A 14,491-nucleotide genomic window follows, 5' to 3' on the forward strand; every position below is an offset into this window, starting at 1 on the left:
ATGTTCACATCGATGCCCGCCCGTGCGACGACTTCGCGCGCGCTGATCATGTCGGCTCCATGCGGTCAGGTTGCGGAGGCTTCCAGCGGGGCGCGGTCCTTCGGGTTGAGCGCGAGGAAGGTCACCCCGGCCAGGGCGCCGCCCGCCAGGTCGGCCAGGAGCCAGATCCAGATCTTGGACCAGGCGAACAGTCCCATGGAGGCGGCGCCGACGGCGACCGCCGGGTTGAAGGCCCCGCCGGAGATGCCGCCGACCGCGAATGCGCCGGCTGCCACGGTGAATCCGATGGCCAGGCCGTAGAAGCTGTTGCCTGGATGGTCCCTGCTGGTGGCCGCGTTCAGCACCACATAGGCGAGCGCGAACGTGAACAGCGCCTCGGCCAGCAGCGCGACCCCCAACTCTCGCCCTGAGGGCGATAGCGTCGGCACGCTGCCGGGATTGACGATGTAGGAAGCGGTGAGCGCGGCGAGAACGCCGCCGGCCAGTTGGGCGATCCAGTACGGGACGGCGTCGGTCAGGCTGATCCGGCCGCGGAGCAGCACGGCCAAGGTCACGGCGGGGTTGTAGTGGGCCCCGGAGATGTGTCCTCCGGCGTACACCATGACCATCAGGATGGCTCCGATGGCCACGGGCGCCAGGGGCGCCTTCGTCAGAACCGTGGCGCCGACCGTGAAGACCAGGAATAACGTTCCGATGAACTCCGTGATGTAGCTGCGCATGGACTGTCCTGTCGGTTAGTGGACCGAGACTGATCACGCACCGCGGCAGCGCATCTAGATCGTGGCATGAGCCTCGGCCTCAGGAGATTGCGAGCTCCTTACGGGCGCTTACGGCTTGTTACGGCTTGCCGTGCCGGAAATCAGGGCCTTGCAAGTTCCCCGCCGAGTACGCCCTTGCCAACAAGATCGTCCACCCGCGCGCCGTCTACGTCCGAGAGGAGCGGATCCTCGCCGAGCTGGACCCCGTGGCTCTGGAAGATCTTCTAGCCCGCGAACCTGCGGCGAACGATTGCGACCTTGCTCGACGCCCCGAATGGCGAGATCGACCGCGTCGCCGTCGAGACCGCCAAGCGAACGATCGCCAGATGAGCCCGCGCCTCGTCTGCGAACCCTCGGAGAGGATCCGTCGTAGTCGAGGCCAGGCCCAGCATGTACCAAAGTGCGTGTCCGTGGAGGGCGTGGGCGCGGCGCTCCTGGTGGAGGAGCCGTCCGCCGGTGCCGGCGCGTCCGCCGGTGACGGTGGTGGCAGAGCGAATGGCGATACTGCGCGCGCCCAATGGTGATCAGGAATACTCTGTGCCGCTATGGAGACGCGCTGGGTCGGGCCGGACGGATACGAGATCACCGCCGCGACGCGCGGCGGGCACCAGGTGCTCCGCCTGCGGCGGCACGGTGAGTACGTCACCGACTGCTCCACCGTCGATGAGCTGCGCCGATATCTCGACCTCGCCGACCTGTGCGAAGTGATCACTCTGCCGTTCGGCGCCGCTTCGGCGCGCACCCGCACCGAAGCCCTGCGGTAGCGCCGGCCACCCCCTGCGGGGGTGTGCTCCTATGGGCGTTCTGATTCGCGTCGGCCGCTGGGGCCGTGTATGGTTACACCTGTCCGCAGCGCGGAGCGGTAACGCGAAACGCGGCGAGGCCGGCCCCTTTAGCTCAGTCGGCAGAGCGTCTCCATGGTAAGGAGAAGGTCTACGGTTCGATTCCGTAAAGGGGCTCGACAGCGTAATCGCCCTCTCTCGGATATCCGGGTGGGGCTTTTCGCTTGTGGATACCACTGCTCGGCGGTCGCCTGAAAATAGGGGAAGTGCGGGGGTCCCGTGATCAGGCATACTGGGAGCACTTGGTCCAGATCGGGCAGGCGACTGGCGTGCGCGATCGTCATACGGGTCGGGTATCCTTTCGTGGCCGGTCCAGTTCGCCGGTCCTGAGGCGGAGTAGCTCAGTCAGGCAGAGCAAGCGGCTCATAATCGCTGTGTCGCCGGTTCAAGTCCGGCCTCCGCTACTACCCTGCCGGGTCCCCTGTCATAGGTGACCGGGTTCGGGTTGTCCATGTGTCCCAAACGTAGAAAGGCACTCCCACGTGGCTGCCACCGACGTTAGGCCGAAGATCACGCTGGCCTGCCAGGAGTGCAAGCACCGCAACTACATCACGCGGAAGAACCGGCGCAATGACCCGGACCGGCTTGAGCTGAAGAAGTACTGCCCCAACTGCAAGTGCCACCGCGCGCATCGCGAGACCCGCTAGGGCCGCACCGTCCGCCGCGCCGCAAGGCCGCGGCGGACGTCGCCGTACGCCAAGCGGACGGCGTCAGGGCACGGTGAAGCGTGAAGGCGGGACGCCTTTGCGGCACTCAGGCACCATCACGCGCGACCGGCGTCCTCGGCGAGGACGCCGGTTTGTCGCGTCCGGAAACACCTCGCCGCTATCGGGCGATCACTTTCCCGCGTGCCTGATCCGCCTTGACGGAGCCCGGACCCGGCCTCGCCCGGGTCCGCGTCCGGCCCTGCGCTGGATCCGCGACGGTCGAAGGTTGTTCTGTTACGGTCGGGCCAGCGCGATGTCCATCCGCGATCCCTCGGCGGGAGCCCGGCCAACGTCCATGGGCACCGCCTTCGTCAGCTCCGCGCGCTTGTCGAAAGGGTAATGGCACGATGGCTTTGAACCGAGATTTCGTCGGACGGACATATCCGGCGGCCGGCTCCTACGAGGTAGGCCGCGTCAAGATCAGGGAATTCGCGGCCGCCGTCGGCGACCCGAACCCGATCTACCGCGACCCCGAGGCCGCGAAGGCCGCGGGCCACCCCGACGTCGTCGCCCCGCCGACCTTTCCCATCGTGTTCACCCTCTCGGGCGCCGGAGAGGCCCTCGCCGACCCCGAGCTCGGCCTCGACTTCGGCATGGTGGTCCACGGCGAACAGCGCTTCGAGTACACCCGCCCGATCTACGCCGGCGACGAGCTGCTGTGCACCTCCACCATCTCCGAGATCCGCAGCGTCGGCCGCAACGAGCTGCTCACGGTGACCAGCGAGGTGACGACCGTCCAGGGCGAGCCGGTGTGCAGGACCTACAACACCCTGATCGAGCGCGGAGGGGCGGCGTAACCGATGACGGCGACCGTTAAGTACGACGAGGTCGAGGCCGGCCTGCAGATCCCGGCCGTCGACTACCCTGTCCACCGCGTCAACCTGGTGATGTACGCCGGGGCTTCGGGCGACTTCAACCCCATCCACTGGAACGAGCGGCACGCCAAGGCCGTCGGCCTGCCGGACGTGATCGCGCACGGCATGTTCACGATGGCCGAGGCCGGCCGCTTCGTCACCGACTGGACCGGCGACCCCGGCGCGCTCGTCGACTTCGGTGTCCGCTTCTCGTCCATGGTGGTCGTCCCGGACAATGACGAGGGCGCCGTGATCACGGTGAGCGGCGTCGTCGAGGAGAAGCTGGACGACAACCGCGTGGTGGTGGCGCTCACGGCCAAGTCCGGGGACTCCCGCGTCCTGTCCAGGGCCCGTGCGACGGTGCGCCTCGCCTGAGGCGGGTGAGGCCGAACCGGCACTCCACCCGGGACGGCCCTGAATGCTTCCGCGCCATGTGGGTAATGGGGCGAGCGTGACAGAGCCACCGAACCACGTACATGGACTCGCGGAGCAGCGGGCGAAGGCACGGGCCGAGCGCGACTTCGCCGCGGCCGACGCCCTGCGGCAGGAGATCGAGGACGCGGGCTGGCTGGTCCGGGACGCGGCCGGTGGTTTCGAGCTGACGCCGCGGCCGCCGTTCAAGGTCTGGCCCACGGTCGCGTCGATCCCCGTGCCCGCCCCGGAGGACGGCCGTCCCGCCGCCACCTCCGAGCGCGAGCCCGCCGCCGGCCGGGACGGCGAGCCCACGGCCACCCGCCAGGGCGAGCGCACCGCGAAGGCCGAGGGCGAGGCCACCGTCGCCCCTGAGGGCGAGCCCGCCGCCACCCGTCAGGGCGAGCGCACCGCCACCCGCGACGGCGAGCCCGCCGCCGGCCGTCAGAGCGAGCCCCTCGGCAGCCGCGAGGGCGAGCCGCCGGCCGGCGGTGGGGAGCCGGCGGTGCGAACCGCGGTGGAGGCCCGGCACCTCGGCACGCGCGAGAGCGGGTCCGACGACGCGGCCGAGACCCTCGGCGTGGACGACGACGTCGAGGCCGGGGCCGAGGCCCGGGTCGGCGACGAGACGGGCACCCACGCGGAGAACGTGCTCGAGTCGCAGGTGCTGTGGGACGCGACACTCGCGACGTCCCGGCTGGACAGGGCGATCAGTCCTGCGCCGGACGCGCAGGACGACGCGCCCGCGCAGGAGCACGCCGATACACGGCCCCAGGCGGATGCGCAGGGCCATGCGGGGACGCGGCGCCAGGCGGATGCGCAGGACCACGCGGGGACGACCGACCGCGCGAGGGCCGCCTCGGGCACGGTCACCGTGGCGCTGCTGGTGGACGGCAGTCCGTCCGACCTGCGTGAATGCGTGGACGCGCTCATCGACCACACCGACGCGAAGATCCTCGCGCTCGACCTCGGGAACGTCGAGGGGGCCGGGGTCGCGCTGCACGAGCTGGCCGGGCGGCATCCCGAGCGCATCGAGGCGTGGCACGTCGCCGAGACCCCGCACTGGCGCGGCGGACCGGCCGGGTGGGGCGAGAGCCGCAACAAGCTGCTCGCGCTCGACTCCGGGGACGTGCACGTCGTCATGGAGACCTCCACCGTCCTCGACGGCGACGCGATCGCCCCGCTGGCCGCGGCGCTCGACGGCGACGTCGTGGCCGCCGGATGGAAGGGCGTGGACCCCGACGAGGGCGGCCTCGACTGGCACGAGGCGGGTCCGGGCGAGGTGCGCGGGCTCCTCGGCTACCTGTTCGCCGTCCGGCGTGACCAGGCCCTGGCGGCGGGCGGCTTCCCGGAGAAGGCGCGTTACTACCGCAACGCCGACCTGGAGTTCTCGCTGACGCTGCCCGGCACGCTGGTCGTGCCGGACGAGCGGCTCCCGGTCCACCAGGAGCGGCACCGCGGCTACCACGACGTCGACCCCGACTACCGCGACCGCGAGTCCCGCCGCACCTACGACCGGGTGCTGCGCCTGCTCCGCTCCGGCGCCGACCGCTGAGACGCCGGGCCGGATCCGGGGAGCCGGACGGGCGTTAGGCTGATGGCCGGCGCGCGGCCCTCGCGTGCCGCTTCGCATGTTCTCGAGGAAGACGCATGGCTGACCGAGTGGCCGGGGTGCGGCTCGCGCCGTTCACCACGTTGAGAGTGGGCGGCGCCGCCCGCGCCTTCGCGGAGGCGTCCAGCGCCGAGGAGCTCGTCGAGCTGGTGTCCGCCGCCGACCGCGCCGGTGAGCCCGTGCTGATCCTCGGCGGGGGCAGCAACCTGGTCATCTCCGACGAGGGCTTCGACGGGCTGGTGGTGCGGGTCGGGTCGCGCGGGGTCGACGTCCGCGACGAGGGGAGCCGCGTCGTGGTGACCGCGCAGTCCGGCGAAGACTGGGACGCGCTGGTCACCCGCGCCGTCGCCGAGGGCTGGTCGGGTGTCGAGTGCCTGTCCGGCGTCCCCGGGCTGGTCGGCTCCACCCCGATCCAGAACGTGGGCGCGTACGGGCAGGACGTCTCGCAGACCGTCACCGGCGTGCGCGTCTACGACCGGCGGTCGGGCGAGCTGCTGGACCTCGGGGCGGACGAGTGCGGTTTCGCCTACCGGCACAGCTCCTTCAAAGCGGACCTGTCCCGCTATGTCGTGCTTTCCGTGACGTATGAGCTGGACAGGTCCGACAAGTCCGGGCCGATCGCCTACAAGGAGCTCGCGGCGAGGCTCGGCGTCGGCATCGGCGACCGGGTCACCCTGCACGAGGCCCGCCACGCCGTGATGGAGCTGCGCAAGGGCAAGGGCATGGTGCTCGACGCGGCCGACCCCGACACCTGCAGCGCCGGCTCGTTCTTCACCAACCCCGTCCTTTCCGCGGCGCAGGCGGCCGAGCTTTCACGCAGGGCTCCCGGCCACCCCCGGTGGGACATGCCCGGCGGCGCGGTCAAGGTGCCGGCCGCCTGGCTCATCGAGCACGCGGGCTTCGCCAAGGGCTACCGCCGGGGCCCCGCGCGCATCTCCACCAAGCACACGCTCGCCCTGACCAACCCCGGCGGGCACGCGGTGACCGGCTTCCCGTCCGACCCTGAGGAGATCGCCCTCGGCGGCCCCGCGCGGCCGTCCGGCGACTCCGCCACGGCGGCCGACCTGCTGGCCCTCGCCAGGGAGGTCAGAGATGGCGTCGAGGCCACGTTCGGCGTCACACTGGTGAACGAGCCGGTGCTGGTGGGCCTCTCCCTCTGACCACCGTCGGCTCCCTCTGGCCGCCGTCGGCGCACACGCGCCGGTGCGCGCCGTACGGCCGGGGCACCGGTCAGAGAGTAAGGGCCTCGGCGAGCAGCAGAATGCCGAAGACGGCGAAGGCGGCGGCGGCTCCGTAGCGGATGACCTTCTCGGGGAGGTGCTTGCCGAGCATCCGGCCGGCCACGATGGCCAGCGCGTCGGCGGCCACCATGCCGACCGTCGAGCCGACCCAGGTCCCGAACCATCCGTGCTGGGTGGCCAGCGTGATGGTGGCGAGCATGGTCTTGTCGCCGAGCTCGCTGAGGAAGAACGCCACGGTGACGGCGACCAGCGCGTTGCGGGTCGTGCGCTCGGCCTTGCGCGACTCCTCGTCGCTCAGCTCGTCGCCGCGCAGCGTCCACAGCGCGAAGCCGAGGAACGCCAGGCCCGCCACGACGGCGATGGCCTTCGTGGGCAGCGCGTCTCCGATGAGGCCGCCGAGGCCGACGCTCAGCAGGTGGACGACGGCGGTCGCCAGGGTGATGCCGGCCAGCACCGGCCACGGTTTGAAACGGGTGGCGAACGTCATGGCCATGAGCTGGCTCTTGTCGCCCAGCTCGGCCACGAAGATGACGCCGAGACTGATCCAGAACGCTTCCAACGAGGGGTCGCCCTTCTATCTTTCGCGACCGGGCGGAAGCGGCGCCACCGGAGTTCGGGGAAGACGGCTTCGGCCCGGCCGCGCACGTGCACGGCAACGGGCCGAAGGTCTCGTCCGCCTCGGCGAGCCGAGGCCCGCGCGACCGGGCTTACGCCAGCATGTCGACCACGCGGTTAGGGACTACTCCCCTTCGGTGTTTCGCCCACATACTAGCCGATCGCCGACGGTGGCCGATCGCGCACGTCGGACAGCTGCCGGAACGGCGCCGCGCGGGGAGGGCCGGCTGGAACGGCGCGGGCCGGCGGGGGCGTGGGTCAGGTGAACGGGCGTGGGTCAGGTGAACAGGGAGAGGCGGTGCGCCGCGGCGGCGGCCTCGCCGCGGGTGGAGACGCACAGCTTGGCCAGGATGTTGGAGACGTGCACGCTGACCGTCTTGGCCGAGATGAACAGCTCGCCGGCGATGTCGCGGTTGGAGCGGCCGAGCGCGACCAGCCGGAGCACCTCCAGCTCGCGCGGCGTCAGGTCGGGGGCGCTGGAGGCGTCCGCGCCGGCCGGAGCCGGGCCCGCGGTGACCGTGACCCCGACGCGGCGGGCGAGCGCCTCGATCTCGCCGAGCAGCGGCCGGGCGCGCAGATCGGCGGCGAGGGCGCGGGCCTCGAGCAGCCGTGCCGCCGCCCCGTCGCGGTCACCGGCCTTGGCGCGGGCCGCGGCGGCCTGGGTGAGGGACCGGGCACGCGGGTAAGGGCGGCCGAGCCGCTGCCAGGCGGCGGCCGCCGCGTCGTGGTCGCCGGTGAACATCAGCCCGAACGCGTCGGCCACCGGGCCGTCGGACTTCATGGTCGTGAAGAGCACCTGGGCGCGGTCCCACACCTCCCGTGCCCGCTCGGGGTGCGCCGCGGCGGCGATCTCGCAGGTCAGCCGGGCCTGCGCCATGAACTGCCAGCCGAGCATCGCCTTGTTGGAGTGCGGCATGTCGCCGACCAGCAGCATCTCTTCGACGTCGTTGAGGGCCGCGGCCGGCCGGCCGCGCAGCAGATGGAGCTCGATGCGCAGGCGCAGGTTGGTCATCCACTCTTGGGCGTACTCTTCGCGTTCGCTCTGCAGGGCGCCGACCTCGGCGAGGGCCTGCTCCAGCAGCTCGACCTCGCCGCGCCCGGCGCCGAGCTGGCCCCGCATGCGCCGCAGATGACCGCGGATCTTCGGAATCGGGTCCAGGGCCAGGGCCTGCTCGATGACCTCGATCGCCTCGTCCCAGCGGCCGAGCGCCTCCAGGGCCTCCGCCCGGTTGTTGGCGATGAAGGCCCCGTTCACGCGGTAGCGGCCGTACTTGCGGGCCAGCGCGTCGCCCTCCAGCGCCAGGGCCACGGCCTCCTCGGAGCGGCCGAGGTTGTTCAGGGCGTCTATCTTGTTGCCGATGGAGCGCAGGACGATGCGCTGGTTGCCGAGCTCGACGGCCGCCTCCATGGCCCGCTCGTTGGCGTCGAGCGCGCCCAGAAGGTCGCCGGCCAGCGATTGGCCGATGGCGAGGTTGGCGAGCAGGTCGGCCTCCATGCAGGCGTCGCCGAGGTCGCGCGCGATCCGCAGGGCCTCCTCGGTGAGCCGGGAGCCCTCGTCGGTCTCGTTGCTGAACATCAGGAACGAGCCGAGCCGCGACAGGACCTGGGCGCGGGCGGCGCTCGGCGCGGGCACGAGCCGCTCGGCGTAGCGGAGGTCGGGCAGCGCGCCCCGCCGGCCCCGGTCGATGGTGAGCTGCGCCCGGCGCACGAGAAGGTAGGCGACCCGTTCGGGCTCGGCCGCCTCGTCCAGCCCGGCGAGGGCGCCCTTGACGAACTTCAGGCCCCGCTCGGTCTCACCGCTGATGACGGCGGCCTCCGAGGCCCGCTCGAGGATGCCGACGTGGTCGACGCCGATGCGTTCGGCGGCGTCCGGCACGCGGTCCCACAGGGACAGCACGCGCTCCAGCAGCTGCATCTGCTCGGTGTAGGCGAAGGCGTCGGCGGCCTTGCCCGCGGCCTCCCACGCGGAGATGAGCGCCCAGAGATGGTCGCGCGCGGAGTACCAGTGGTGGGCGACCTCGATGGCGGCGCGGCCGGGCGGGACGAGCTTGCGGTCGCGGTCGATCTCTTCGGCGAAGCGCGCGTGGACGCGGTTGTGCTCGCCCGGGAGCATCTCCTCGTGCACGGCCTCGCGGATCAGGGCGTGCCGGAAGACGTACGCCCGCCCGTCCACCTGCATGACGTTGCCCGCGATCGCGGGCCTCAGGGCGTTCTCCAGGTCGATGTCGGACAGGCCGGTGACCGCGGCCAGCAGCTCGTGGCCGATGCGGTTGCCGCCGGCGGAGGCGACGCGCAGCACGCGCTGGCTCTCTTCGGGCAGCCGTTCGACCGAGCCGATGATCAGATCTTGCAGGGACTCGGGGACGCTGCCGCAGTCGTCGCCGCGCTCCATCAGCGCCTCGACGAACAGCGGGATGCCCTCGCTGCGCTGATAGACCTTGCGGACGATCGCGGCCTCGGCGGCGTCGCCCCGGATCCCGGCGATCTGCGCGGCGACCTCGCTTTCGCTGAGCCGGGGCAGGTCGACGCGCGCCACCCCTTCGACGCGCGCGAGCTCGGCGAGCACCGGGCGCAGCGGATGCTGGCGGTGCAGCTCGTCCGAGCGGAACGTCATGATCATCAGGATCGGGGCCGTCCTGAGATTGCGGCTGAGGAAGGCGATCAGGTCGCGGCTGGACCGGTCGGCCCAGTGGATGTCCTCGATGACCAGGATGACCGGCCGGCGCTCGGCCAGCCGTTCGAGCAGGGTGAGGATCTGCTCGAACAGCCTGGCCCGGCCGGTCTCGGTCTCACGCTCGCCGCTGGGCTCGCCGAACTCGGGGAGCAGGCGGGCCAGATCGCGGGCGGCGCCGTCGGGGAGCAGGGCGGCCACCTCGGCGGCCCCCATCTCTCTGACGAGCTGGCGCAGGGCGGCGGTGAACGGCGCGTAGGCCAGGCCCTCGGTGGACAGCTCGACGCACCCGCCGGCCAGGACGTGCGCGCCGGACTGGGCGGCCTCCTCGGTGAAGCGGAACACCAGCCGTGTCTTTCCCCCGCCTGCCTCGCCCCCGAGGAGGACGGCGGACGCGGCCTGCTTGCGCGCCTGCTCGAAAGCATCGGAGAAAGTGCGCAGCTCGGCTTCCCGTCCCACGAAGACGGGGCTCACCATCCGGCCCACCATGTCTGCCAGCATGTCATGCCCACTAGCGTCTTTCGTACTGTTTTTCGGTCTGGGCGAACGGGACGGAGCGCCCTGGCCCTTACGGCGGCCGTGGCGCCCCGCGTCCTTACGGAGGCTGTGACGCCATGCGTCCTTACGGCGGCTGTGACGCCCGGCCGGGAGGGAGGTCCCGGCCGGGCATCGTGAACGAGGGTCTCAGCCGCGAGCTCCGCGAGCTCCGCGAGCGGGACCACGGGGTTCGCCCTTCCGGCTCGCCGCCGGCCCGTGACCGGACCCGCGGCACGCCGGGGAGGGCGTGACCGAGGGCGATCACGAGGTGCGCAGCTTGCCGAAGGCGGCGCGCAGGCGGTGCTGCGAGCCATGGGCCTGCGCCTTGCGGCCGGAGGCCGCCTGGCGGGCGCGGCGCTGCTCGCCGGCCTCGGCGTGCAACTCGGCCACTCGGCTGATGATGAGCTGGTAGTGGAGCTCGGGAGCCATGTCGGCTTCTCCTTTTGATGTCGTCTTCTCTGACCTCTCTAGAATCCGGCTAAGGCGGCCTCCCTCACATCGGGCGGATGCCCTATCTCCTCGCGATCTTCGGGCCCAGGACCGCCTAAGGTCCTTCGCACCGCCTTAGGCGGCGTAGGCAGGACCGCGGGCGACCTGTGAGTACGTGCCGCGGGCGCGCTCGGCCGGTGGGTCCGGTTTGGAACAATCAGGCCGGTCGGCGATGCTGGTGAGGTGTCAACACTGATGACCTCGCCCACGGAGATCGCGTCGTCGAACGCGTCCCTGAAGGCATTCCTGCACGGCCTGCCCGGCGTCGATCGTGTGGGTGCCGATCAGCGCGCCGCGATGCTGAGCACCCGTTCCATCAAGACGACGGCCAAGGCCCGAGCCATCGACCTGGCGATCTCCATGGTCGACCTGACCACACTGGAAGGGGCCGACACCCCCGGCAAGGTGCGCGCGATGTGCGCCAAGGCCGTGCGGCCCGATCCCGCCGACCCCTCCGTTCCCAAGGTCGCCGCCGTCTGCGTGTACCCCGACCTGGTCCCCCAGGCCGTGGACGCGCTCGGCCGGTCCGGCGTGAAGGTGGCCAGCGTGGCCACCGCCTTCCCCAGCGGCAGATCGTCCCTCGGCGTCAAGGTGGAGGAGACCAGGCAGGCGGTCGAGGCCGGCGCCGACGAGATCGACATGGTGATCGACCGCGGCGCGTTCCTGTCCGGCGACTACCGCAAGGTGTACGACGAGATCGTCGCGATCAAGGCGGCCTGCGCCCGCGGCGAGGGCGGCGTCTCCGGCGACGCCCACCTGAAGGTCATCCTGGAGACCGGGGAGCTCGCGACCTACGACAACGTGCGCCGGGCCTCCTGGCTGGCGATGCTGGCCGGCGCCGACTTCATCAAGACCTCCACGGGCAAGGTCTCCCCGGCCGCGACCCTCCCCGTCACGCTGGTGATGCTGGAGGCCGTGCGCGACTTCCGCGCCCGCACCGGGCGAGTGGTGGGCGTCAAGCCGGCGGGCGGCATCCGCACCACCAAGGACGCGATCAAGTACCTGGTGCTGGTCAACGAGACCGCCGGGGACGACTGGCTGGACCCGGACCTGTTCAGGCTCGGCGCGTCCAGCCTGCTCAACGACCTGCTGATGCAGCGCCAGAAGATGGCCACCGGTCGCTACGCCGGCCCCGACTACTTCACCCTCGACTGAGGCGGCCTCATGTTCGAATACGCACCGGCGCCCGAGTCGCGCGACATCGTCGACATCCGGCCGTCCTACGGCCTGTTCATCAACGGGGAATGGGTCGACTCCCTGGGCGATGAACGGGACAAGACCGTCAACCCGGCGAGCGAAGAGGTGCTCTCCGAGTTCACCCTGGCCACCGACGCCGACGTCGACCGTGCCGTCTCCGCGGCGCGCAAGGCGTACGAGTCGGTCTGGGGACGGCTCCCCGGCCGCGAGCGCGCCAAGTACCTCTTCCGCATCGCCCGCATCATCCAAGAGCGGGCCCGCGAGCTGGCCGTGCTGGAGTCCCTGGACAACGGCAAGCCGATCCGCGAGGCGCGCGACGTCGACCTTCCGCTGGTCGCGGCGCACTTCTTCTACTACGCCGGCTGGGCCGACAAGCTGTCCCACGCCGGCTTCGCCCGCAGGGCGGCGGACGGCGGCGGCTGGGCCGACCCGCGTCCGCTCGGGGTCGCCGCCCAGGTCATCCCGTGGAACTTCCCGCTGCTCATGCTGGCCTGGAAGATCGCGCCCGCGCTGGCCTGCGGGAACACCGTCGTGCTCAAGCCGGCCGAGACGACGCCGCTCACCGCGCTGGCCTTCGCCGAGATCTGCCGCCAGGCCGACCTGCCGCCCGGCGTGGTCAACATCGTGACCGGGGCGGGGGCCACCGGGCAGGCGCTCGTCTCCCACCCGGACGTGAACAAGGTCGCCTTCACCGGATCCACCGAGGTCGGCCGCCAGATCGCCCGCTCGGTCGCCGGGACGGGCAAGAAGCTGACGCTGGAGCTCGGCGGGAAGGCCGCCAACATCGTCTTCGACGACGCCGCGCTCGACCAGGCCGTCGAGGGCATCGTCAACGGCATCTTCTTCAACCAGGGGCACGTCTGCTGCGCGGGCTCGCGGCTGCTGGTCCAGGAGTCGATCGAGGAAGAGCTGCTGGACGCCCTCAAGCGACGCCTGGGCACCCTGCGGCTCGGCGACCCGCTGGACAAGAACACCGACATCGGCGCGATCAACTCGGCGGCGCAGCTCGAAAAGATCAGGTCGCTGAGCGAGGCGGGGGAGCAGGAGGGCGCCGGACGCTGGTCCCCGCCCTGCGCGATCCCCGACAAGGGCTTCTGGTTCCCGCCGACGCTGTTCACCGGCGTCGCCCAGTCGCACCGCATCGCCCGCGAAGAGATCTTCGGCCCGGTGCTGTCGGTCCTGACCTTCCGTACCCCCGCCGAGGCGGTCGAGAAGGCCAACAACACCCCCTTCGGCCTGTCCGCGGGTGTGTGGACCGAGAAGGGCTCGCGCATCCTGTGGATGGCCGACAAGCTCCGCGCCGGCGTCGTGTGGGCCAACACCTTCAACCGCTTCGACCCGGCGTCGCCGTTCGGCGGCTACAAGGAGTCCGGCTACGGCCGCGAGGGCGGGCGGCACGGATTGGAGGCGTACCTCGATGTCTGAACCCTGTGAGCACCGGCGGGCGCCCCGCCGTGCCAGGCGCGCGCAGATCACCCACGGGCACGCCCACGCCCGCGCCGGCCGTATCACCACGACCGCCCGCCAGGGCTGGTTCGCCCACCGCTGCGGGGTGAGCCGCTGCCGCCAGGTGCCCCTGCTGGTGCGGCTCGCGCCGGAAGAGATCACCTGGAGAGGCGATGACTGAGCCGGGCAGGCTCGCCGTGCGCAAGACGTACAAGCTGTACATCGGCGGGGCTTTCCCGCGTTCGGAGAGCGGAAGGTCCTACGCGGTGACCTCCTCCAAGGGCGACTTCCTCGCCAACGCCGCGCTTGCCTCGCGCAAGGACGCCCGCGACGCGGTCGTCTCCGCCCGCAAGGCGTTCCCCGGCTGGTCCGGCGCCACGCCGTACAACCGCGGCCAGATCCTCTACCGCGTCGCCGAGATGATGGAGGGACGCCGGGCGCAGTTCGTCGACGAGGTCACCGCGGCCGACGGGGTGTCGGCGCGCAAGGCCGGCGAGCTGGTCGACGCCGCCGTCGACCGGCTGGTCTGGTACGCGGGCTGGTCGGACAAGATCGGGGCCGTCCAGGGGTCGGCGAACCCGGTCGCCGGGCCGTACTTCAACCTGTCGTCCTCCGAGCCGACCGGCGTGGTGGCGGTCGTGGCGCCGCCGGAGGGGCCGCTGCTCGGCCTGATCTCGGTCATCGCACCGGTGATCGTCACGGGCAACACCTGCGTGGTCGTGGCCTCCGAGCGCGCGCCCCTGCCGGCGATCACGCTGGCCGAGGTGCTGGCCACCTCCGACCTGCCGGGCGGGGTGGTCAACCTGCTGACCGGCAGGCTCGCCGACCTGGCGCCGTGGCTGGCGTCCCACATGGACGTCAACGCGGTGGACCTGACCGGCTGCCCGGAGGAACTGGCGGTGTCCTGCGAGCAGGGCGCGGCCGAGAACCTCAAGCGGGTGCTGCGCCCGACGGGCAAGACCGACTGGCTCGCCGACCCGGGCACCGGCCGCATGACGGCCTTCCTGGAGACCAAGACGGTCTGGCACCCCGTCGGAATCTGACAGGCGACGGCAGGCACGGACGGCCCTGGCCCGTCGGGGCCGTCGCATCAGAGGACGGCCGGGCCGGC

Annotated in this window: 14 protein-coding genes and 2 tRNA genes; 12 read left to right on the forward strand and 4 right to left on the reverse strand. The window is 71.6% G+C overall.

Annotated features, from left to right (window positions below; genetic code table 11):
- Window positions 1–65: 65 nt before the first annotated feature.
- Window positions 66–719 carry an MIP/aquaporin family protein gene (locus ACFO60_RS04505; protein WP_380837257.1) on the reverse strand — a complete coding sequence of 218 codons (654 nt, stop codon included), beginning with the start codon at window positions 717–719 and terminating at the stop codon, window positions 66–68.
- Between the two features lie 584 nt (window positions 720–1,303).
- On the opposite strand from ACFO60_RS04505, the gene ACFO60_RS04510 reads away from it, so the two are divergent.
- The 8 genes from ACFO60_RS04510 (at window position 1,304) to ACFO60_RS04545 (ending at window position 6,344) form a co-directional block, all read left to right on the forward strand.
- Complete coding sequence (locus tag ACFO60_RS04510; RefSeq protein ID WP_380837260.1) at window positions 1,304–1,522, forward strand: transposase; 219 nt, start codon at window positions 1,304–1,306, stop codon at window positions 1,520–1,522.
- A 122-nt stretch (window positions 1,523–1,644) separates the two neighbouring features.
- Window positions 1,645–1,717: transfer RNA gene (locus ACFO60_RS04515), tRNA-Thr, on the forward strand.
- 213 nt (window positions 1,718–1,930) lie between these two features.
- A tRNA-Met gene (locus tag ACFO60_RS04520) sits at window positions 1,931–2,004 on the forward strand.
- 78 nt (window positions 2,005–2,082) lie between these two features.
- Window positions 2,083–2,247 carry a 50S ribosomal protein L33 gene (gene rpmG, locus ACFO60_RS04525; protein WP_184608557.1) on the forward strand — a complete coding sequence of 55 codons (165 nt, stop codon included), beginning with the start codon at window positions 2,083–2,085 and terminating at the stop codon, window positions 2,245–2,247.
- Window positions 2,248–2,654: 407 nt separating this feature from the next.
- A complete protein-coding gene (locus tag ACFO60_RS04530) occupies window positions 2,655–3,104 on the forward strand; it encodes a MaoC family dehydratase N-terminal domain-containing protein (protein ID WP_380837263.1) in 450 nt (149 codons plus the stop codon).
- Window positions 3,105–3,107: 3 nt separating this feature from the next.
- Window positions 3,108–3,536, forward strand: a complete 429-nt coding sequence (locus ACFO60_RS04535) for a MaoC family dehydratase (protein ID WP_380837266.1) — start codon at window positions 3,108–3,110, stop codon at window positions 3,534–3,536.
- Between the two features lie 76 nt (window positions 3,537–3,612).
- Window positions 3,613–5,127: a CysS/YqeB C-terminal domain-containing protein gene (locus tag ACFO60_RS04540; RefSeq protein WP_380837269.1), complete on the forward strand. Its 1,515-nt coding sequence runs from the start codon at window positions 3,613–3,615 to the stop codon at window positions 5,125–5,127.
- Between the two features lie 95 nt (window positions 5,128–5,222).
- A complete protein-coding gene (locus ACFO60_RS04545; RefSeq protein ID WP_380837272.1) occupies window positions 5,223–6,344 on the forward strand; it encodes a UDP-N-acetylmuramate dehydrogenase in 1,122 nt (373 codons plus the stop codon).
- Between the two features lie 70 nt (window positions 6,345–6,414).
- Here ACFO60_RS04545 and ACFO60_RS04550 read toward each other — a convergent pair whose 3' ends face one another.
- The 3 genes from ACFO60_RS04550 to ACFO60_RS04560 all read right to left on the reverse strand — a co-directional run bounded on the left by ACFO60_RS04550 (window position 6,415) and on the right by ACFO60_RS04560 (window position 10,677).
- Window positions 6,415–6,984 carry a TMEM165/GDT1 family protein gene (locus tag ACFO60_RS04550; RefSeq protein ID WP_380837275.1) on the reverse strand — a complete coding sequence of 190 codons (570 nt, stop codon included), beginning with the start codon at window positions 6,982–6,984 and terminating at the stop codon, window positions 6,415–6,417.
- 333 nt (window positions 6,985–7,317) lie between these two features.
- Window positions 7,318–10,188 carry a helix-turn-helix transcriptional regulator gene (locus ACFO60_RS04555; RefSeq protein ID WP_380837278.1) on the reverse strand — a complete coding sequence of 957 codons (2,871 nt, stop codon included), beginning with the start codon at window positions 10,186–10,188 and terminating at the stop codon, window positions 7,318–7,320.
- 321 nt (window positions 10,189–10,509) lie between these two features.
- Window positions 10,510–10,677, reverse strand: a complete 168-nt coding sequence (locus tag ACFO60_RS04560; protein WP_380837281.1) for a hypothetical protein — start codon at window positions 10,675–10,677, stop codon at window positions 10,510–10,512.
- A 255-nt stretch (window positions 10,678–10,932) separates the two neighbouring features.
- Between ACFO60_RS04560 and deoC the strand changes: the two genes are divergently transcribed.
- Genes deoC through ACFO60_RS04580 form a run of 4 tightly spaced genes read left to right on the forward strand, consistent with a single transcriptional unit; the run spans window position 10,933 to window position 14,423 of the window.
- Window positions 10,933–11,892: a deoxyribose-phosphate aldolase gene (deoC, locus tag ACFO60_RS04565; RefSeq protein WP_380837284.1), complete on the forward strand. Its 960-nt coding sequence runs from the start codon at window positions 10,933–10,935 to the stop codon at window positions 11,890–11,892.
- Between the two features lie 9 nt (window positions 11,893–11,901).
- Window positions 11,902–13,359, forward strand: a complete 1,458-nt coding sequence (locus ACFO60_RS04570) for an aldehyde dehydrogenase family protein (protein ID WP_380837286.1) — start codon at window positions 11,902–11,904, stop codon at window positions 13,357–13,359.
- The gene (locus tag ACFO60_RS04575) at window positions 13,352–13,561 is read left to right on the forward strand and encodes a hypothetical protein (protein WP_380837289.1); all 210 of its coding nucleotides are present in this window, start codon (window positions 13,352–13,354) and stop codon (window positions 13,559–13,561) included. Before ACFO60_RS04570 ends, ACFO60_RS04575 begins: the two co-directional genes overlap by 8 nt.
- Entirely contained in the window at window positions 13,554–14,423 is an 870-nt protein-coding gene (locus tag ACFO60_RS04580) for an aldehyde dehydrogenase family protein (protein ID WP_380837292.1), read from the forward strand. The genes ACFO60_RS04575 and ACFO60_RS04580 overlap by 8 nt, the downstream gene beginning before the upstream one ends.
- Window positions 14,424–14,491: the final 68 nt, after the last annotated feature.

Origin of the sequence: Sphaerisporangium dianthi, assembly GCF_042654065.1 — a bacterium.
GTDB classification, from domain to species: domain Bacteria; phylum Actinomycetota; class Actinomycetes; order Streptosporangiales; family Streptosporangiaceae; genus Sphaerisporangium; species Sphaerisporangium dianthi.